The organism is Brucella rhizosphaerae (genome assembly GCF_002252475.1).
In the GTDB taxonomy this organism is placed as follows: Bacteria; Pseudomonadota; Alphaproteobacteria; order Rhizobiales; family Rhizobiaceae; genus Brucella; species Brucella rhizosphaerae.
Genome location: NZ_NNRK01000035.1, coordinates 62,368 through 82,384 on the forward strand (window position 1 = coordinate 62,368; position 20,017 = coordinate 82,384).

Genomic DNA, 20,017 nt, shown 5'->3' on the forward strand with positions numbered 1-20,017 from the left:
ACCTTGGGAGAGCTTCCGGCCTTTTGTTTGGGGGAATTCAGTGCTGTAGCCGCAGCGCATTCTTGGGAGGAAGCGATGCGGCTACTGTCTTTATGTATGCTTTATTTCAGGGCGAGCAATATTGAGGTGATCACGTAATGTCGAGCCCGTATATTCGGTGCGGAACAGCCCGCGCTCCTGAAGGATAGGCACAACCTTTCTGTTGAAGTCTTCGAGACCGCCCGGGAAATAAGGTGGCATGACGTTGAAGCCATCCGCAGCCTTGCCTTCGAACCATTCCTGCATCCGGTCAGCAATTTGCTCAGGTGTGCCCAGCACGATGTGGTGGCCACGACCCGCAGCGACGCGAAGCGCAAGGTCACGGATTGTGAGGTTCTCGCGACGCGCCAGATCGCGCAGAAGTTCTGCACGGCTGCGGAGCTGATCGGAAATTGGCAGATCAGGCAGCGGACCATCGAGATCATATTCGGCAAGGCTGTGGCCAATACGCTCTTCGAGAAGCGGCATGGCGCTCTTGATGTCGGTCCAGCGGTTCAGCTCCTTGAGCTTTTCAGCGGCGTCTTCGAAACTGTCGCCGATAACCGGCATGAAACCGGGCATCACGGCCACGCTGTCCGGATCGCGACCGGCCTTTGCCACGCGTTCCTTCAGGCTGGCATAGAAAGCCTGTGCTTCAGCAAGGCTCTGCTGTGCCGTAAACACGATATCGGCGATACGCGCTGCCAGATCCTGACCGGGACCAGATGAACCGGCCTGAATGAGAACCGGATGGCCCTGCGGAGAACGCGGAATGTTGAGCGGGCCCTGAACGGAATAATATTTACCTGCGTGGTTGAGAACATGCACCTTGTCGGGGTCGGCGTAGATGCCGTTTTCCTTGTCTTTCGGGAAAGCGTCGTCGTCCCAGCTATCCCAAAGACCGCGCACGACATCGACGAATTCTCCAGCGACCGCATAGCGCTCGTCATGTTCAGGATGGCTCTTGGAAAAGTTGTTGGCCGTGCGGGCATAAGACGTGGTGACGATGTTCCACGCGGCCCGCCCGTGGCTCAAATGATCGATGGACGCAAAGGCGCGCGCCGTATGATAGGGTTCGCCATAGGTGGTTGACGCCGTGGCAGCCAGACCGATTTTGTCTGTGACCATGGCGAGCGCAGAAAGCAGCGTCAGCGGCTCAAAACGCGCAACCATCGATGGGTGAGCGTCAACGCCGCTGGTCAGGCCATCGGCCAGAAATATCATGTCGAATTTCGCGTCTTCCGCTTCTTTCGCCACGCGGCGCAGCAGGTCGAAATTCTCGCTGCCCGATTCCGCATCCGGGTGCCGCCAGCCCGAAACATGGTGGCCTGCGCCCTGCAGGAAGAGGCCGAGATGCATTTGTTTCTTGGTCATGTCTTTTACTCCGGGGATTGGTTGAGCCACGAGATGAGCTTTTGCAAGTCGTCTGCGCTGGTCATGGATTGGACGAGGTCGGGGATACCTGCAAAGCGCGGATCATCCTTCGTTGCGTCCTTGAATTTGTCGGTTGGGTCGCTGATGCTCGGCAGACCATCGACACGCTGCGAAAGCGTCGAGCCGTCCTTGAGCGTTACATCGATGATGACGAAACGGGTTTTAGGATCGGGCGAGAGCCGCGGCGCATTTTCGTCGTGGCGTCGTGTTACCTTTGCCGCAAGTTGTGCCAGATCGGTATCGACCGGACGGTCATCAAAATGAGCAATCGCCAGCTTTCCGTCGCGCAAGGCAGCCGCAAAGATATATTCCGGGCTGAACCGCGCATCGATGCCCGTCACAGGTTTGGTTGTCACAAGTGCAGCATCGCCGCCGGGCGGAAAAGTGATGGAAACCGCTGCAATCTGATCGGGTTGCAGCCCCTTGTCATTGCGCAATGTGAGAGCGCCAACGCCAACCGGATGGGCTGCCGTGCAGCAAGGGAAAGCCTTAAGCGTCAGGCCCGGGACGATGATCTGCCATGGCGCGCCCCAGCCTTGGGTGACGCGGGATAGATCTTCCGCACCAAAGGCAAAGGCTTTGAAAAAGCCGTTTGCGTTGTCGATGAAATCCCGTGCGCCGAGGAAACCGGCTTCTGCCAGTCGCGCGGCAGTGAGACCTGCACGTGCGGCAAATCCGGCATGAAGCGGCTTCGCATCAAAGCCAAATTGCAGGCGAAGCCCTGCTGATTGTGTGGCGGCCAGACCGAGAGCAATGGCAGTGGTCAGGGCGTCGAATTTGAGGAGATGCGCAATGGCTGCTGCAGCCCCGATGGTGCCGAGCGTTGCGGTTGCGTGAAAGCCGGTTTCATAATGCTTCGTGCCCATGGCAAGGCCAAGGCGCGCCATGGTTTCAAGCCCGACGATATAGGCAGCAACAAATGCGTCTGCACTGACGTTGTTTTCAGCTGCAACGGCCAGAAGGGCCGGGACGATGGCAATTGTCGGGTGTCCGCGCACGCTGCCATGCACATCGTCATAATCAAGCACATGGGCCGCATGACCGTTGATCAGCGCTGCCGTGAAAGGATCGGCTGTGCCGTTCTGACCAATTAACGCGACATTTCCGCTGGTCCCCAGAACCTTCGTGACGAGAAGCGTGCTGCGATCATTCGCTCCGCCAAGCGCACAGGCGAGAAAATCGACGATTGCCGTGCGGGCAATAGCGATTGCTTCGGGCGATGGCGCGGAGCCAACAATAGCCAGGCTCAGGGTCTTTGTTACATGATCGGCCATGTCAGATCCCTTCGCCACCTTCATTGATGCGGCTTGCATTGCCGCCAAGGCCATTGACGAAAGCACTGATGCGCGGGTTCGTTGACTTATAGAAGAGCTGCTCCGGCGTGCCTTGCTCGATGATGCGGCCGTTTTCCGTAAAGACAATCGCATCGCTGATTTCTTCGGCGAAGCGCATTTCGTGGGTTACGAGAATACTGGTCATGCCTTCATTGACGAGATCGCGAATGACCGACAGCACTTCGCCGACCGTTTCCGGGTCGAGCGCGGAGGTGACTTCATCAAACAGAACCAGTTCCGGCCGCATGGCAAGGGCACGGGCAATGGCGACACGCTGTTGCTGACCGCCCGACAGCTCACCCGGATAGGCATCCGTCTTGTGTTCAAGCCGCACTTTTTTCAGCAGTTCTTTCGCATGGCGCTCTGCGTCAGCTTTCGGCGTGCGCAGGATTTTGACCGGTGCAATGGTGATATTTTCCAGAACAGTTAAGTGCGGAAACAGATTGAACTGCTGGAAAACAATGCCAATGCGCTTGCGCAAAGTGATGCGCTCGGCTTCGGTTTTAAGCTCGTCCACGCGGGTTGATCCGACGGTGATCTTGCCCGATTGCGGGATCAGCAAACCGTTGATGCAGCGCAGGATCGTTGATTTTCCCGAACCCGATGGTCCGATGATCGAGACCGCATCGCCTTTGTTGATCTTGAGGTCTATGCCCTTGAGCACTTCATTCTGCCCGAAAGACAGATGAACGTTCTCCAGTTCGACCAGTGTAGTTTTGGTGGTGTCGCTCATGTGAATTTCAGATCCTTGTCAGCGGGAGGAGAGCCGCTTTTCGAGCCGCTGCGTGAAGCGCGACACGGGATAGCAGAAGAGGAAAAACGCCATCAGCACGGTCAGATAGATGATGACGGTGAAGTCGTTGCGTTGGACGGCGGTGCTTGCATCGGTTGCCGAGTGCAGCAACTCATGCACACCAACGAGCGAGGCCAGAGCCGTCCCCATGGTGATAGACGTATAGAGGTTCATCCACGGCGGCAGAGAACGCTTGACGCATTGCGGCAGGATGATCCAGCGCAGCGATTGCAGACGCGAAAAGCCAAGGCCTTGCGCCGCTTCCCACTGCGCGGTTGGGATCGACTGGATGGAGCCGCGGGTGATTTCCGCAATATGCGCGCTTGCTGGAATGGCAAGGCCGACAACCGCTTTGATCCAGTCCGGGAAAGCGATGTAGTTGCCGAAGACCACCAGCTCGAACGGGAAAATATAGGTCGCAGCAAAGATCAGCACGAGATGCGGTGCGTTGCGGAAAATCTGCACATAAGTCACAGCCGGTGCGCGAATGATCCGGTAAGGTGCCAGCTCCATGATGCCAAGCAACACACCTGCAAAGGTGCCGAGTGTGATTGCAAAAACGCTGATCAGCACGTTCATGGCAAAGCCTTTGCCAAGATAAGGCAGCCAGTCGAGCCAGATCTGGCCAAGCGACGGATCAAGATAAAACCAGAATGCTGCGGCCAGAAAGATCGTCGTGAATGTGATTGTCGTCGGCGACAGCCAGATATTGGGCTTTTGTTCGATAGCGATGTTCATTGGCCATATCCCGGAATTGCAAGGCGCTTTTCAAACCAGTAGCCAACGCGTGCGACGATGAGATTGATGATGCTGAAGAACAGGAGAATGACCAACATCAGCTCGACGACATTATCGCGCTGTGTCCAGATCAGGATCGACGCGTAAGTGATTTCACCCACTGCAATGGCCGAGCCAACTGTCGTGAGCTTCACCAGATTGACGAGATTATTGACGACTGCGGGCAGCGCTGTGCGGATTGCCAGCGGCAATTCAACATAGATCAGCACCTGAAACGAATTGAAGCCGATGGCGCGCGCCGCTTCGATCGTTGTGCCGGGAACAGCTTCAATGCCGCCGCGCAGGGCCTCCGCGTGAAGAGCTGCAATATGGAGACCCGTGATCGCAACCAGCCAGAAGAACGGCGTGAGCGGATTGTTCTGCGCGCCACCAATGGCGTTGGAAATCAGCATATTGAGGACCAGAAAGCCGCACATCAGCTGAACGAGCGTTGGTGTGTTACGGGTGAGTTCGACATAGCCGCGCACTGGCACCGATAGCCAGCGCTTGCCGGATGTCAGAGCGCCTGCAAACAAGACGCCAAAAAACAGGCTTAGCGGAATGGTGATCACGACCAGCTCAAGCGTCGTGACCATGCCATTGAGCCACATATCGACTTCATAGCCACTATTGAGAAATTCATAATTGAGGCCGATTGCGCTGGTGAGCTCGATAAAGCGCGAAATCAGAGCTTCTTTCATTGAAATGATCCGATTGCGTTTCAGAGCGCTTTTCGATCTGATTGCATCAGATCAACGCTCTGAAATTGCGGACGGATGAACCGCCCGCAAATATTCTGACAAGATAGAGTTTCGAGGTTTACTGGCTCTTGAGCTTGTTGTGCTCTTCTTCGAGATAGCTCAGGTTCGGCAGGCGGTTTGCCTTGGCGATCTCGATCATCTTACCCGATGCGTGCAGATCTCGGACGAGCTTGTCGAGTGCTGCTTCCGTGTCGTTCTCGTCCTTTTTCAGCCAGATGACTGAATCCGAAGGGATGAGGTCGGTCGGGATCAGGATGCCGTAATCCTTCCACTCGTCAGCGCGGTCCTGAAGCATCAGACCAAGTGTGCCGCTGACATGAACCGAAACGTCGCAATTGCCGCCTTTAAGCGCCAGCAGCGATTCCGGCTGGCTTGGCAATGCCTTGACGTTGGCACCATATTCTTCAATCAGCGGCTGGGTGTAGTTGGAACCCTGCGAAACACAGGCGATCTTGCCCTTGAGGTCTTTCCAGTCCTTGATGCCGCTGTCTTTGCGTCCAAGCGCTGCGCCACCCATACGGTCATAAGGTGTCTTCACGTAGCCGAGCGACTTGGCGCGTTCTTCTGTGTACTGCATGTTGGCGATCAGAATATCGACCTTGCCCTGCTGAAGGAATTGCACGCGGTTTGGCGGCGTAACGGTTTGCGTGGCAAGTTCCACGCCGAGGCCTTTCGCCAATTCTTTGGCGATGTCGATGTTAAGGCCCTTCTGTTCCTGCGTCTTGGGATCAATATAGCCGAACGGCGCGCCTGAAAGGATGACGCCAACGGTCAATTTGCCCTTGGCTTTGATGCGATCCAGTGTTGCGTCTGCATGGGCCGCACCCGACGCGGCCAGGGCCATGAGAGAGCCCGCAATAAGTGTCTTGGTGAGGTTTTTGACGCTGAGGATCATGGGGAATTCCTTCGATTAAGCTGGCGCGAATTTACAGGAAGGAGAGCCCTCTTTACGACGAACGGAATTCCATTGCTGGAAACAGAATTAGAATATCATTCTAATAATTTTGAAAATTGGCATGAATTTCTGGCTCGATGATTAAGCTTCAGCTAAAAGAAGCCTTGTCTGGTCAGGCGCGTCCTGTATCAGAGTCTATTCGGAAGTGCAGACACGAATCCAACTACCCAGTTTTGGATAAGTTGATAATGTCTGTTCTGGAGAGCGTGCGGTTGTGGTTGGACGACCACCGTGCGGAATGAGGGACAACTACAGAAGAGTGACATTCATGTCTGATCGGTTTAATCGGCTTCTACTGGCCTTTACGACTGCGTTCTGCCTTGCGACATCATTCAGCGCGAATGCCGCCGAAACCCGGCGGATAGAAACCACGCCCGATAGCGATTATTTCGGCTTCGATCTGAGGACCGAAAAGAATGTCTCGCTTGATCAGTGCAAAAGCATCTGCCTTGGCGATAATTCCTGCCTGGCCTTCACCTATAATCCGAAGGTCAAATGGTGCTTTCTGAAAGCCGATTTCAACAAGCTCAATCAGTCGGCAGGCTCTATTGCTGGCAAGGTTGTGACGGAAGCCAAGGCCGCCAGGGGCGAAGACCTTGGTGCGGCGCCTGCAATCTCGTTCTTTGCTTCCAATCTGATCGATGAAGCCCGCCGTCTCACCAAGGAACTCGGCACACTCGATAGTTCCGAAAGCCTGCGCTCGCTGAAAAGCGAAGCGGCATCGGCAGGGCTGAACGGTGATCCACGCACAGCGATGGAGAAATTCCGTCTGGCTGCGAGCATGTCATCGGACGATAGCGAAATCTGGACTGGATATGCGCTTTCAGCAGCAGCCACCGAGCCGTCCAATGGTCAGGAGCGCGCGAAATTACAGCGCGACGCAACATCGGCGTCATGGTTTGCTTATCAGACATCGCGCACCAAGGAAGATCGCAGTGCTGCTCTCGCAGTTATGGCAAAGGCACTTGAGAAGCGTGAGCTGTCTCGTCCAGCCTTGCAGGCCTATGAAGCAAGCCTTGATCTTGTCAATTCCGCGTCCGTTCGCGCGGCTTATGAAGATCTGAAGGCCCGCAAGGGTTTCCGCATCATCGATAATACGGTCGATAACGACAATTCATCGCCACGCATCTGTGCGCAGTTCTCGGAAGAACTGGTCAAGAGCGGTGTCGACTATTCAAGTTTCATCAAGCTCGACAATGCCACCCCACAGGCTGTTGAAGCCAAGGGTCGCCAGATCTGTGTTGAGGGTCTGGAGCATGGCCGCAACTATACGGTGACGTTCCGTCAGGGACTACCGGCCGCCATTGGCGAAACGTTGCCCGCGCCAGTCAATCTGTCGATTTATGTGCAGGATCGTGCGCCATCTGTGCGCTTTACGGGTGACAGCTTCGTGCTGCCTGCCAAGGCGCGTCGCGGCATTCCACTGGTCAGCGTCAATATGGATGCAGCCAAGGTCAAGCTTTACCGCGTTGGCGACCGCTCTCTCGCTCAGCTTCTTTCGGGCTATCAGTTCCTCCGCCAGCTCGACGGTTACGACATCAGCACGGTTTCCGAGCAGATGGGGGCGCCGGTCTGGGAAGGTGAAATTGAAGTTGCAGGCAATGAGCTGAACAAGGAAGCCACAACCAGCTTCCCTGTCGATGAAGCTCTGCCAGAACGCAAACCCGGCGTCTATGTGCTGACTGCCGAACCGCTGGTCAAGAAATCCGATGATGAATATGGCACCAGGGCGACGCAATGGTTTGTTGTCTCTGACATCGGTCTGTCGACTTATACCGGACAGGACGGGATCAATGTGTTCGCCCGGTCGCTTGAAAGTGCTGAAGCGCTCAAGGGTGTGAAGCTGACGCTGCTTGCTCGCAACAATGAAGTGCTGGGTGAAGCCACGACCGACAGTGACGGCCGTGCGACGTTCACGCCGGGCCTTACACGCGGCACAGACGGCATGGTGCCAGCAGTGCTGATGGCCAGTCAGAATGACGATGATTTCACATTCCTCGATATGGCGCGCGCTGGTTTCGATCTTTCCGATCGCGGGGTGACGGGCAGGGCTGTTCCCAAGGCGCTTGATCTTTATGCATGGACCGAGCGCGGCATCTATCGCGCTGGTGAAGTCGTGCATGTTGGTGCACTTGCGCGGGACGATACCTCGACTGCAATCGATGATCTGCCACTGACATTCATCTTTACACGTCCTGACGGCGTGGAAGATCGCCGTCTTGTTTCCGATAGCAAGATGGCCGGTGGCCATGCCATCGATCTGACATTGCCCACAAACGCCATGCGCGGCACGTGGAATGTCTCGATCTATACCGATCCCAAGCAGCCAGCTATCGCAACGCAGATGTTCCTGGTTGAAGATTTCGTGCCGGACCGGATCGAGTTCGATCTGACTTCCGACAAAAGCGAAATCGCGGCAGGCGAAACTGCTGATGTTACCGTTGATGGGCGTTTCCTTTATGGCGCGCCCGCAGCGGGTCTTGCACTTGAAGGCGAAGTGACGCTTTCAACAAAGCGCCAGTGGGACCGCTTCAAGGGTTATTATTTTGGCTTGGCCGATGAAGATCAGGGGGAAGCCACACGACTTCCGCTTGATAATCTGCCAAAGGCAGGGGATGACGGCAAAGCGACATTCCCTGTTGCCGTTGATGAATTGCCGTCGACTACGCGTCTTATCAATGCTGCGGTCACCGTTCGTATGCGTGAAACTGGCGGTCGAGCCGTGGAACGCAAGCTTGATATCGCCATCCAGCCTGAAAGCGATCTGATCGGCATTCGTCCGGATTTCTCGGGCGATGAGGTTCCGCAAGGCGGCACCGCCAAGTTCAGCGTGATTGCATCCGACAATAAGGGTGATCGCAAAGCGCTTGATGGCGCGCAATGGTCGCTGGTCAAGATCGAGCGCAATTATCAGTGGTATCGCAGCGGCAATAGCTGGAACTACGAGCCGGTAACGTTCACCAAGGCCGTTTCCAGTGGCAAGATCGACCTCAAGACTGATACCGAAGCAGAAATTACGCTGCCGGTTGATTGGGGTCGCTACCGTCTGGAAATCGAAACAGCGGATGCATCTGGTCCGACGTCCAGCTATGAATTCGATGCTGGCTGGTATGTAAGCTCAACCTCGACTGAAACACCTGACGGGCTCGAAATCGCGCTCGACAAGGAACATTACGCCGTCGGCGATACCGCCGAGCTGAAAATCAGCCCGCGTTTTGCCGGTGAACTCCTCATCACCATCGGTGCGGAAAAACTGCTCAAAACCATTACTGCCAGCGTGCCGGAAGGTGGCACGACCATCGAAATTCCGGTTGGCGAGGATTGGGGTGCCGGTGCCTATGTCACCGCGACGCTGTTTCGTCCCGGCGAGGCTATCGAAAGCCGTATGCCAGCACGCGCTATTGGTCTTAAATGGCTGAAGGTCGATCCTGCTGACAAGCAGCTTTCCGTCAAACTCGCTCCACCTGAAAAGATTGTACCACGCAGTACGCTTTCAATCCCCGTTTCGGTTGAAAATGCAGGTGGTGAGCAGGCCTATGTCATGGTTGCAGCCGTTGATGTTGGCATTCTCAACCTCACCCGTTATCAGCCACCGAGCCCGGAAAACTGGTTCTTCGGTCAACGCCAGCTCGGGCTTGAAATGCGTGATATGTATGGTCGCCTGATTGACGGCTCGCTCGGTATCACCGGCAAGCTGCGTACAGGTGGCGACGGCGGCAATATGGCAGCAGAAGGCACTCCGCCGACTGAAAAGCTGGTTGCGCTATTCTCCGGTCTGGTTGAACTTGATAGCGATGGCAAGGCCACCATCGAATTTGATGTGCCGCAGTTCAACGGTACTGCGCGTGTCATGGCTGTGGCCTGGACCAGGAAGGCGGTTGGTCATGCGGTCGCCGATGTTATCATCCGCGATCCGGTCGTTATTACCGCTGGTTTGCCGCGCTTCATGGCACCCGGCGATCAGGCAAATATCCGCTTTGATGTCGCTAACACCGATGCGCCGGACGGCGATTACCGTCTGAGCTTGGAGACCACAGACAATCTCGGTGTCGAGGTTGGCTCCTATCCGGAAACAATCACACTCACCGGAGGCAAGCGGCAGTCGATAGCTGTGCCACTCAATGCGTTAGCCACGGGCGCTGGTGGTGTGACGATCCGGCTTTCCAATGATGCCGGCCTTTCGGTTGAACAGGCACTGGCAATGCCGGTGCGTCCGGTCGATCTGCCAGTTACCACCCGTCATGTGGTCAATCTTGCGGCAAATGGCGGAAGCCTGAAAGTCGATGGCGGGCTTTTGTCGGAGAGCTTGCTCGACGGTGCGTTTGTCAGTGTTGGCGTCACGCGCAGCGCGGCTTTCGACGTACCAGCCCTGCTGATGGCCCTTGATCGCTATCCTTATGGCTGCACCGAGCAGACCACCAGTCGCGCGCTTCCGCTGCTTTACTTGAGCGAAATGGCGGGAGGCACGGAGGCCACTGCAGGTCTTGAAAATCAGGAAGAGCTGAAAAAACGCGTTCAGGATTCTATCTTCCGCGTGCTTAACAACCAGTCGTCGAGCGGTTCTTTTGGCCTGTGGTCGCCGGGATCGGGTGATCTCTGGATGGACGCCTATGTGACCGACTTCCTCACGCGTGCTCGCGAAAAGGGTTATGACGTGCCGCAGCAGGCGATGCTTTCTGCATTGGCCAATCTGCAAAATGCACTGGGTTACACCACCGACGTCAAGGAACGTGGCAACGATATAGCTTATGCAATCTACGTGCTTGCGCGCAATAAGAAGGCTTCAGTCGGCGATCTTCGCTATTTCGCTGATACCCAGCTTGAGAACTTCGCAAGCCCGATGGCAACTGCACAGCTTGCCGCCGCACTGGCGCTTTATGGCGATCAGCAACGTTCAGAGCGCGTGTTCAATGCGTCGCTCGAGCTTGCAACCAGCACTTCAGGCTATAATTATAATCGCTCCGATTATGGTTCGCCGCTGCGTGATGGTGCAGCCATGCTGGCACTTGCAGCCGAAACCAAGCCCACTCCAAAAGTGCTGCCAGCACTGGTGACGCTGGTCGCGTTCCAGCGCGAAAACGCGCGTTATCTCAGCACACAGGATCAGGCTTGGATGCTGCTTGCAGCGCGTGGGCTTCAGGATGACAATGGCACGATCAGCCTTGATATCAACGGAACACAGCATGACGGCGCTTTCTCTGAGCGCTTGAATGGTGGAGCGCTTGAAGCTCAGCCTCTTGTCGTTACCAATAAGGGAAGTGGCTCGGTCGATGCGGTTGTGACGGCGGTTGCTCCCCCTGCGCAGTCGTTGCCGGCAGGTGGCGATGGTTTCAACATCGAACGTACTTATTATACGCTTGATGGTGAACCGGCCAATGTTACCGGCGTCAGTCAGAATGAGCGCTATGTGGTTGTTCTGAAAATTGATGATCTGAAGGAATGGCAGTCACGTCTGCTTGTGACCGATCTTCTGCCAGCTGGGTTCGAGATCGACAATCCGGGTCTCGTCTCCAGCGCTGATCTTGGCAATTTCTCGTGGCTCGAAAGCACCCAGGCAGCTCATCTTGAGTTCCGCAACGATCGCTTTGTCGCAGCTTTCGACCGCTCCGCAGGCGAGAAAAAGCAGATCACACTGGCTTATGTCGTTCGTGCGGTGACGCCGGGGCTCTTTACCCATCCAGCGGCAACGGTCGAGGATATGTATCGTCCGCAATTCGCAGCGCGCACGGCAACGGGTATGATGGAGGTGGCCGCGCCTTAGAGCGCGTTTCGATCTGATTGAATCAGATCGGCGCTCTAAACCCTTTTATTTTAAGCATAATCTTATCGATCCTCGTTTCACTCCGGTCGGATTATGCTCTAAGCCATGATCCCGAAAATTGGGAACCGGCTTTCGGACAAGTTCATGGCTAGACAGGTAGAAACGTGGCTAAGCAAATGAAAAGGCGCTGGAAAATAGCCATTGGCGGTGCCGTATGTCTCTGTACCGCATTGCTTGGTGTGGTGGGGCTTGGTGTGGTGGCGGTTAATTGGCTCGACCGCGCCTATCCTCCGCCATTGCCTGAACGGCTGACGATTTCCACCGAAGTCATGGATCGCGATGGTGCTTTGCTGCGCGCCTATGCAACGCCGGACGGCTATTGGCGGCTCAATACGCGGATCGAGGACGTCGATCCGAAATTCGTGAAAATGCTGATCGCCTATGAGGACAAGCGGTTCTACGATCATGGCGGCATCGATTTCCGGGCGCTGTTGCGCGCTGCAACACAGCTTGCAGGCAGTGGGCGCATTGTGTCCGGCGGCTCGACGCTTTCCATGCAGCTTGCCCGTCTTATCGAACCGCGTGAAAGCCGCAGCTTCGGTTCCAAATTCCGGCAGCTGGCGCGTGCGATCCAGATCGAACGGCGACTGAGCAAGCCGGAAATTCTCGAACGCTATCTGACACTCGCCCCCTATGGCGGCAATCTTGAAGGGGTACGTTCGGCCTCCCTTGCTTATTTTGGCAAGGAACCGCTGCGCCTGACCACATCGGAGGCAGCTCTTCTGGTGGCTTTGCCGCAATTGCCAGAACGTCGCCGTCCTGATCGCGAGATGAAAAACGCTGTTGCGGCGCGTGATCGTGTGCTCAAACGCATGGTTTCATCTGATGTGTTCACGGACGAGGAAGCCGAACGTGCATCGCGTGAACGCATATCCGGTACGCGCCATCCGCTGCCAGCGCTCGCGGCCCACTTTGCCGACCTTGCTTTGAAGCAGGCACCAACCGAAGCACGTCACCACTTAACGCTTAAAAAGTCGGTGCAGGCGGGGCTCGAAGCGGTTGCACGCGATGCAGCCGCAAAGCTTGGGACAAAAGTATCTGTTGCCATGGTGCTGGCCGACAGCCGCAACGGTAATATTCTGGGCGAGGTGGGATCGGCTGATTATTTCGATGGCAAGCGTCAGGGCTGGATTGACATGACCCGCGCCGTGCGCTCGCCCGGCTCGACGCTTAAACCCTTTATCTATGGGCTGGCTTTCGAGCAGGGACTGATTGCACAGGAAACCATTATCGAGGACCGCCCGCAGGACTTCGCCGGGTATCGTCCGCGCAATTTCGACATGAGTTATCAGGGCGATGTCAGCATCCGTCAGGCGCTGCAAATGTCGCTGAATGTCCCGACCATCAGCCTGCTGGATGCTGTTGGCCCTGCGCGGCTGACCACGCGCATCCGTCAGGCAGCGGTCAATCTGCAATTGCCGAAAGGCGAAGCGCCGGGCCTTGCCATCGGACTTGGCGGCGCTGGCATCAGCCTGCGCGATCTGGTGCAGCTTTATACCGGGCTTGCCAATGGCGGTCGCGGTGCAGCACTGCGTGACGGCACGGAAGGTTCCGAGCCAGTACAGCCGTCTGGCCCCATTCTGAGTGAGCAGGCTTCGTGGCAGATCGGCGATATTCTCGCCGGTGTCGTGCCGCCGCAAGGGGCGAAGCGTCTCGGCCTCGCATATAAAACCGGCACGTCCTACGGTTATCGCGATGCATGGTCGGTTGGTTATGACGGCCGCTATGTGCTCGGTGTCTGGGTCGGTCGCGCCGATGGCGGCTCTGTGCCGGGTCTCGCCGGTTATGTTTCGGCGGCACCTATCCTGTTTGAAGCCTTTGTGCGTTCCGGGGTTGCCTCGGTGCCACTGCCGCGTGCACCCGCTGGTGCGTTTCGCACGACCCGTGCTGATCTTCCTGTCACGCAGATACGCTTTTCATCGGCGAGCGATCCTTTGCCAGTTCTCAAAGCTGCAACGGAACCCGCACCACGCATAGTGTTCCCGCCCGATGGCGCGCATGTGGAACTTAAAGCGCTGACCGATAATGCATCGCCGCTGGTGTTAAAATTACAGGGTGGGCGTGCACCCTTCCACTGGCTTGCCAATGGCAAACCGATATCCGAACCCAATCGTCGCCGTACGGCAACCTGGCTGCCAGATGGGACCGGCTATTCGACATTGACGGTTGTTGACGCAGGTGGCCGTGCTGCAAGTGTGAAAGTGTTCATAGAATGAGCCTCTTTTATCAGAGTGACTTCAAAACACGACTATCGATAAACTGGAGATATTGATGCGCATTCGTCCTCTTCTGATAGTCTTTGCCCTTTCGTTGCCCGTATTCTCGACCGCAACGGCGCAAGCCGCCGACAGCTGCGTTGCCGACGCTGTTCAAAAGGCGAAGCAGCTTTTGCTCCTGCAAAGCGACAATGACGACCGTACGGAAATCGATGCTCCTACTTTCAAGAAGACTGGCACTATCAAGGCCTTGCGTGGCAAGGGGAAATTCGATGTTATCGAAGGGCTGGGCTATGTCTATAAGGGTGAATATCGCCTTCGCCTTTATTATGCGGAAATCGGCGGCGACTGCGTTCTGATGGGACAGGAAGTGGTTGAATATGCGGACCCGTTTTCCTGATAGGCTGGAGGTAAATTATATGATGAAGACAGTTTTAGCATCTGCGCTTTCACTTACTCTTTTTGCAACGACATTTGCCAATGGAGCCAGCAATCAGGCCGAGGTTCCGTCTGGGGCTACGGCCTGCAATTTCAATGCGTGGACCAACAGCAGTAAATCCGCGATTGAGGTGCGTGAAGCGCCGTCTGCCGGGGCCCAACTCGTGGGGCAAATACCGGCAGTTTCCGCTGCCGGAGAAGCTGAATATGCCTACAGCGTCAGCTTTGACGTGCTCGAAGCCAAAGACGGTTGGTTGAAAATAACCAATGCAAGTGACGCCTATAATGAAGAGAGCGACGACTATGTTCCGCGCGAGGTCTATAAGGGCGAAGGCTGGATAAAATCAGACGAAGCCAGAGTTGGCATTCAGTCGGCGCGTGGCTTTTTAAAGCCTGACGCTGAAAGCGAGCGGCTGCTTGATATTGGCAGCGACTGGCTGACCGAAATGGGCCGGATCAATAACATTCTCGCCTGCCACGAAAATTGGGTGCTGCTGGATTATACAGTGCTACGCAAGCGAATGGCGGGTGAAGAGCTGGTCGAACTTGCCAGCGGTGAACAGTTGGCCGGGCGTGCCTGGTTTCGAGGCCTGTGTTCCAATGCAGAAACGACCTGCGATATGAAGTCAGTTGATCAGTAACTTTCAGGTATTTGACATGAATTTGAAATTATCCGCTCTGCGCCTTTCCGTTCTGGCTGCTCTGTGTGCTTTGTCCGCACCGGCATTGGCAATTGATTGCAGCAAGGCACAAACACCAAGCGAAAAGCTGATCTGCTCCAGCAAATCGCTTCAGAAAGCCGATAGCAGGCTGAATAAAACCTATGCGGCAACGCTGAAGGCTGCTCCCGATGAGGAAATCCGCACTATGCTGGTAACGAGCCAGAAGCGTTGGATTGCAGCGCGCGACAAGGCGCTCGAAGGCATTATTGGGGAGCCCGATAATGCACCGGATGATAAAAGTGCTGCGCAAGTTGCCAATGATATGATTGCCGAACGCACAGCGCAACTTGAGGAAAAGGGCAGAACCAACCTCATCGAAGTGGCACGCAAACAGCAGGCTTTTCTCAAGCAGTTCAGTGGCGGCGACTACGCGGGCTATGAGACATTATGTGAAATGCTGCCGCCTGATCAGACCTACAACTGCTTTCCAACGCGCCATTATCAGAATGGTGATCGTGTGTGCAGCGTAGAGGAATATTGGGCGACCAATACCGGTTACACCAAGCGCTTTATTGCCGATATCGTCGATGGAAAACCAAAGCTGATTGCCAGCTGTTCATTCAATGGCGACGATAATATGTGCCCGACTTCAAGTGACGACGCACAGAGCTGGAACGTGAAGCCAGAAGCGCAGTCAGCTCTTTACAGTTCCAGGCCGGCACTGAAGCTCGATGGTGAAGTCAACGATAGCAGCGACTATGACTGGCTTAAGACCTGCCTGACGGACAAGAGTTTTCCACTCGCTGATCCGACCAGTTCCGGCGTTGCGGATTAATCTGTTCACGATCTGGCAGTTTGTAATTCGGTTTGGCGGAAAGCTTTTTGGCTTTCCGCAGACAGCATCCCAAGACGATATTTGCGATAGGCGACAAAGCCTGAAAGATAGTGCTCGACATCATCAATGCGCACACGAAAAGCATGGTGGCGAATGAAGAAACTGCCTTCGATCTTTGCGGGATTGGCATAAAACATTGCAAGTTCGGGCCAGAAATGGCCATTGAGCAGATGATGCGCGCGCCGTTCCAGCGCGAAATAGAACTTCTTGAGATCGACATCAGCCATAAGCGGTTCGAGCTTTGGATCGGCCTCGATCCGCTTGATCATCTGCTGTGCTGCCATCATCAGCTCAAGCAATGTCGGGAAGGTGGTGATGCGGTTGCTGACAAAATCCAGATAGTCCGCAAAATTTTTGATACCGAATTCGTAATATTTCTGTTCCGGCCGATAGCGGGTCAGTTCATTCACGGCATAGGAAAGCCAGTGATCATGCGCTTTCCAGTGGTCTGCTTCGATGAAATGGTTGAATGCTTTTTCGACTGCTTCCAGCCATCGGGCGTCTTGGGTTCGTGAATCGTGGGTTAGTAAATAAAGCCGCATCAGTCCAAAAGCAGCCTCGCCATCATAATAGATGATGCGGAAGGGTTCTTTGACGCTTAGCGATGGATAATTGAGGACGTGGCTGAATTTGCCTGTCTCCTGATCCTGCATATGCAAAATGCCGAGTGCAAGCTTTTCCAGCAAAGGCAGATATCGATCCGAACCGGTCAGTTCGCTATATTTGACCAGAGCCAGCAGACAGACGGCATTACCGCCCAGTTTGATTTCTCCGTTCTCTTCCGTAAGAAAAGCCAGCTCTGCGTTGCCTTTGGTGGCTGTCTTGATGAGCGTTTCGGTGAGATGAGATAGACCGCGTTCAATGGCGGCTTTCAACGTTGTGTCTTGAGTGACTTCCCAGGATTCGAGCATCGCATAGAGCGTGCTCGTATGGCGCAGAGTGTTGTAAGTCTTGATCTCATTGTCGAAGCAGGGATGCCAGCCATAGATAAAGCGCCCGGCCTCATCCACCTGGCTCGCAAGGAAGCGACTGCCCCGTTCAATCAACCCGTCGATATCAGCTAAATCCATCATCTCGATGGTTCGGCGGCCTGCATTGGGGCCAGCGCCCGCAATCTGATGGAGGGTATCGTCGTCGCTGGTTGTAAACAGCGCCTGCGTCGAGAAAATATGAAATTCTTCCACATCCGACACCGAGGTTTTCTCAAACCCGCGAGCGCGCTTCGCATAACGGTTGAAGTTCGCCTCATTGAGAACAGCGTTCGGGATTGAAGGGCCGCCATAGAGCATGGCATTTCCATTCAGCTCTGTTTCAAGGAAAGCGGTTTGAAACCGGGCGTCGAGTGAAATGCCGTAACGGAAGTAATTGCGTTTGACTTGCCGGAGACGTTTGATCAGTTCTTGCTTGTCGATCTGTTCGGTGCTTTCCACCCAATCGATCCGTAGCCACCTGATATCTACCTTCGACTTGGCAATTGCCTGCCGCAGCTTTTCCAGTCCTGCGTTCCAGCAATCTTTAAAAGTCGAAGCTGTGACGGTCAGTGTCTGCGCGCGGGATTTGGTGTCTGTGAAAGAAAAGAAGAGAATAAAGGATGGTGTTTGCCCATCGAGTGGCCTGATATCTTGTTCAAGTGCCTTATGAACACGTGAAAGCATGTTCTGCAGCTTGTCTGATACCATGCCAGCATCTCCCTATGTGTTTTCAAATCTTTCGGCATGCGTTTTAAAGGCAGCCACAATCTCACATATCTCCCGCATATCATTTATGCTGGGGTGAACTATTGATGGCAAGCCCGATTAGAGCGTGCAGCCTTTGGTATTTGTGCATGACTTGCGCCTTTTCGTATTTGTGTATGGCTTGCGACATGGCATGGAAGTTTGCCAAAACCGACGCTATGTTCGGCGGCAATTGCAATCGTGGAGAACTCCATTGAAAATTTTCATTTTCGGCAGTGTGAACGTGGATGTCAGCGCCAGAATGGCCGCACTGCCGCGCCCCGGCCAAACCGTCAATGCGTCGGGCTATGGCATCGGTCTTGGTGGCAAAGGTGCCAATCAGGCCGTGGCCGTGGCAAAGCTCGGCGGCGAAGTTCGCTTTGTTGGTGCCGTTGGCAATGATGCTTTCGGCGAACTGGCTGTCAAAGAGATGCAGCAGTTTGGCCTTAACACTGACAGCGTTCGGGTGATTGAAGGTGCCGACACCGGCATGGCGATCATTCAGGTTGAAGAAGCCGGACAGAATACGATTGCTGTTTGTGCCGGTGCCAATGCGCATTGGTCGCTCTCAGATATCGATGCTTATGCCGAAGATATCGCCAGGGCGAAGATTACACTGTTGCAGCGCGAAGTCCCGCATGAAGCCAATTTGGCTGTTGCGAAGGCCGTGAAAGCCGCCGGTGGGGTTGTTTGTCTTGATCCGGCGCCGGTGGGCGATGCAGGCCGTATGGCGGATCTCATTTCATTGAGTGAAATCATTTCACCCAATGAAACGGAAGCCGCAGAAATTACAGGTATTGAGCCGACGGATATCGCATCGGCTGAAGCCGCTGCGCGCAAGCTTCTCGAACGCGGACCGAAGATCGTGATCGTCAAGCTCGGTGGGCGCGGCTCATTGCTGGTGACTGCCGATGAGGTCAAGCATTTTGAGCCGTTCAAGGTGACGGTGGTCGATACGGTTGCAGCTGGTGACAGTTTCAATGGCGGTTTCGCCGTTGCATATTCGCAAGGGCAGTCGCTGCATGATTGCGTGCGTTTTGCATCCGCTGCAGGAGCGATTGCTGTAACGCGCGCTGGTGCCGGTTCCGCTGCTCCAACGGCAAAAGAAGTCGCGGAACTTCTCGGAAAAAGCTAAGCTCAACAATATTGGAAAAGCCGCGCTGGTTCTGCCAGCGCGGCTTTTTGCTTATTATTTCGCAGGTCTTTTTCCCAGAACCGGATCCCACTTTTGGGAGACATGCTTTACAGAGTTGCCAAACGCTCGGTCAAAAGTGCGAAGAAGCCATCTGCATCGACATCCTTGATGAAGAGTGCATTCTTAGGACGATCGGTCACTTCCCACCAATCTACGACAGTTTCGCCAATAGTCAGTTCCGAGTTGATCTCGATTTCAACATTGCAATGACGGCCTGAGTAAAGCTCTGGCTTCAGCAAATAGGCAATGACGTTTGGATCATGCAGAGGGCCGCCATCGGTGCCGTATTTCGCTTCGTCATAGCGCTCGAAGAATTCGAGCCATGCCGCCACCACTTCGCCGACATGGGTGCCGATGCCGCGAATGGCAGCAATACGCTTTTCGGTGGTCAGGACTTTGTGCGTCACATCAAGCGGCATCATGGTGATCTGGATACCAGACTTGAAGACAACCGATGCCGCATGGGGATCGACATAGATGTTGAATTCCGCCGATGGTGTGATGTTGCCACCTTCGAAATAGCCGCCGCCCATCAACACGATTTCCTTGACGCGTTCGGCGATCTTCGGCTCGCGGATCAGTGCGGATGCAATGTTTGTAAGGGGGCCAAGCGGGCAAAGCGTAACAGTGCCTGGTTCTTCCTTCATCAGTGTCTCGATGATGAAATCGACACCATGCTGTGCCTGAAGCGGCATGGTTGGCTGCGGCAGGTCATAACCATCAAGGCCGGTCTTGCCGTGCACATTTTCAGCCGTAACCAGTGGACGTACCAGCGGGCGGATCGAACCGGCGAAGACTTTCGTTTCCGGCTTTTTCGCGACTTCGCAGATGGTGCGGGTATTGACCTCAGTGCGGGCCAGCGGGCCGTTGCCAGCAACCGCTGTGATGCCGAGAATATCGAGTTCAGGGCTTGCGAGTGCCAGAAGAATTCCGACTGCATCGTCCTGACCGGGATCGGTATCGATAATGATTTTACGGGCCATGATAGGTTTCCTGATAGGGG

Annotated in this window: 14 protein-coding genes; 6 read left to right on the forward strand and 8 right to left on the reverse strand. The window is 55.1% G+C overall.

Going from position 1 to position 20,017, the window contains the following annotated elements; translation table 11 throughout:
* Window positions 1–90: 90 nt before the first annotated feature.
* From CEV32_RS22035 to CEV32_RS22060, 6 genes are all read right to left on the reverse strand, one after another.
* Window positions 91–1,392: an LLM class flavin-dependent oxidoreductase gene (locus CEV32_RS22035; RefSeq protein ID WP_094579271.1), complete on the reverse strand. Its 1,302-nt coding sequence runs from the start codon at window positions 1,390–1,392 to the stop codon at window positions 91–93.
* A 5-nt stretch (window positions 1,393–1,397) separates the two neighbouring features.
* Window positions 1,398–2,726 (reverse strand): MmgE/PrpD family protein, encoded by a 1,329-nt coding sequence (locus CEV32_RS22040; protein WP_167382840.1) that lies wholly within the window; start codon window positions 2,724–2,726, stop codon window positions 1,398–1,400.
* A gap of 1 nt (window position 2,727) precedes the next feature.
* Window positions 2,728–3,519 (reverse strand): amino acid ABC transporter ATP-binding protein, encoded by a 792-nt coding sequence (locus CEV32_RS22045; RefSeq protein WP_094579273.1) that lies wholly within the window; start codon window positions 3,517–3,519, stop codon window positions 2,728–2,730.
* A gap of 18 nt (window positions 3,520–3,537) precedes the next feature.
* Window positions 3,538–4,317 carry an amino acid ABC transporter permease gene (locus CEV32_RS22050; RefSeq protein ID WP_094579274.1) on the reverse strand — a complete coding sequence of 260 codons (780 nt, stop codon included), beginning with the start codon at window positions 4,315–4,317 and terminating at the stop codon, window positions 3,538–3,540.
* Window positions 4,314–5,057 (reverse strand): amino acid ABC transporter permease, encoded by a 744-nt coding sequence (locus tag CEV32_RS22055; RefSeq protein ID WP_094579275.1) that lies wholly within the window; start codon window positions 5,055–5,057, stop codon window positions 4,314–4,316. Before CEV32_RS22055 ends, CEV32_RS22050 begins: the two co-directional genes overlap by 4 nt.
* Before the next feature lie 118 nt (window positions 5,058–5,175).
* Entirely contained in the window at window positions 5,176–6,012 is an 837-nt protein-coding gene (locus tag CEV32_RS22060) for a transporter substrate-binding domain-containing protein (protein WP_094579276.1), read from the reverse strand.
* 328 nt (window positions 6,013–6,340) lie between these two features.
* Here CEV32_RS22060 and CEV32_RS22065 point away from each other — a divergent pair, with 328 nt between their 5' ends.
* The 5 genes from CEV32_RS22065 to CEV32_RS22085 all read left to right on the forward strand — a co-directional run bounded on the left by CEV32_RS22065 (window position 6,341) and on the right by CEV32_RS22085 (window position 16,044).
* Window positions 6,341–11,833: an alpha-2-macroglobulin family protein gene (locus CEV32_RS22065; protein ID WP_094579277.1), complete on the forward strand. Its 5,493-nt coding sequence runs from the start codon at window positions 6,341–6,343 to the stop codon at window positions 11,831–11,833.
* A gap of 176 nt (window positions 11,834–12,009) precedes the next feature.
* Entirely contained in the window at window positions 12,010–14,109 is a 2,100-nt protein-coding gene (gene pbpC / locus CEV32_RS22070; protein WP_208620887.1) for a penicillin-binding protein 1C, read from the forward strand.
* 55 nt (window positions 14,110–14,164) lie between these two features.
* Window positions 14,165–14,509 (forward strand): hypothetical protein, encoded by a 345-nt coding sequence (locus tag CEV32_RS22075; protein ID WP_094579279.1) that lies wholly within the window; start codon window positions 14,165–14,167, stop codon window positions 14,507–14,509.
* Window positions 14,510–14,528: 19 nt separating this feature from the next.
* The gene (locus tag CEV32_RS22080) at window positions 14,529–15,188 is read left to right on the forward strand and encodes a hypothetical protein (RefSeq protein ID WP_235818861.1); all 660 of its coding nucleotides are present in this window, start codon (window positions 14,529–14,531) and stop codon (window positions 15,186–15,188) included.
* Between the two features lie 16 nt (window positions 15,189–15,204).
* Window positions 15,205–16,044, forward strand: coding sequence for a lysozyme inhibitor LprI family protein (locus CEV32_RS22085; protein WP_094579280.1), 840 nt, complete (start codon window positions 15,205–15,207; stop codon window positions 16,042–16,044).
* A gap of 5 nt (window positions 16,045–16,049) precedes the next feature.
* Here the strand turns inward: CEV32_RS22085 and CEV32_RS22090 are convergent, their stop codons facing one another.
* Window positions 16,050–17,783: a hypothetical protein gene (locus CEV32_RS22090; protein WP_094579281.1), complete on the reverse strand. Its 1,734-nt coding sequence runs from the start codon at window positions 17,781–17,783 to the stop codon at window positions 16,050–16,052.
* Window positions 17,784–17,973: 190 nt separating this feature from the next.
* On the opposite strand from CEV32_RS22090, the gene rbsK reads away from it, so the two are divergent.
* Window positions 17,974–18,954 carry a ribokinase gene (rbsK, locus tag CEV32_RS22095; protein ID WP_094579498.1) on the forward strand — a complete coding sequence of 327 codons (981 nt, stop codon included), beginning with the start codon at window positions 17,974–17,976 and terminating at the stop codon, window positions 18,952–18,954.
* Window positions 18,955–19,061: 107 nt separating this feature from the next.
* On the opposite strand, the gene CEV32_RS22100 is transcribed toward rbsK, so the two are convergent.
* Window positions 19,062–19,997 (reverse strand): nucleoside hydrolase, encoded by a 936-nt coding sequence (locus tag CEV32_RS22100; RefSeq protein WP_094579282.1) that lies wholly within the window; start codon window positions 19,995–19,997, stop codon window positions 19,062–19,064.
* Window positions 19,998–20,017 lie beyond the last annotated feature (20 nt).

Coding starts and splice junctions, on each gene's coding strand:
- CEV32_RS22040 (WP_167382840.1), bottom strand. CDS start 2,726: ATGGCCGATCATGTAACAAAGACCCTGAGCCTGGCTATTGTTGGCTCC.
- CEV32_RS22045 (WP_094579273.1), bottom strand. CDS start 3,519: ATGAGCGACACCACCAAAACTACACTGGTCGAACTGGAGAACGTTCAT.
- CEV32_RS22065 (WP_094579277.1), top strand. CDS start 6,341: ATGTCTGATCGGTTTAATCGGCTTCTACTGGCCTTTACGACTGCGTTC.
- CEV32_RS22060 (WP_094579276.1), bottom strand. CDS start 6,012: ATGATCCTCAGCGTCAAAAACCTCACCAAGACACTTATTGCGGGCTCT.
- CEV32_RS22100 (WP_094579282.1), bottom strand. CDS start 19,997: ATGGCCCGTAAAATCATTATCGATACCGATCCCGGTCAGGACGATGCA.
- CEV32_RS22055 (WP_094579275.1), bottom strand. CDS start 5,057: ATGAAAGAAGCTCTGATTTCGCGCTTTATCGAGCTCACCAGCGCAATC.
- pbpC (WP_208620887.1), top strand. CDS start 12,010: ATGAAAAGGCGCTGGAAAATAGCCATTGGCGGTGCCGTATGTCTCTGT.
- CEV32_RS22075 (WP_094579279.1), top strand. CDS start 14,165: ATGCGCATTCGTCCTCTTCTGATAGTCTTTGCCCTTTCGTTGCCCGTA.
- CEV32_RS22085 (WP_094579280.1), top strand. CDS start 15,205: ATGAATTTGAAATTATCCGCTCTGCGCCTTTCCGTTCTGGCTGCTCTG.
- CEV32_RS22035 (WP_094579271.1), bottom strand. CDS start 1,392: ATGACCAAGAAACAAATGCATCTCGGCCTCTTCCTGCAGGGCGCAGGC.
- CEV32_RS22080 (WP_235818861.1), top strand. CDS start 14,529: ATGATGAAGACAGTTTTAGCATCTGCGCTTTCACTTACTCTTTTTGCA.
- CEV32_RS22090 (WP_094579281.1), bottom strand. CDS start 17,783: ATGGTATCAGACAAGCTGCAGAACATGCTTTCACGTGTTCATAAGGCA.
- rbsK (WP_094579498.1), top strand. CDS start 17,974: ATGGAAGTTTGCCAAAACCGACGCTATGTTCGGCGGCAATTGCAATCG.
- CEV32_RS22050 (WP_094579274.1), bottom strand. CDS start 4,317: ATGAACATCGCTATCGAACAAAAGCCCAATATCTGGCTGTCGCCGACG.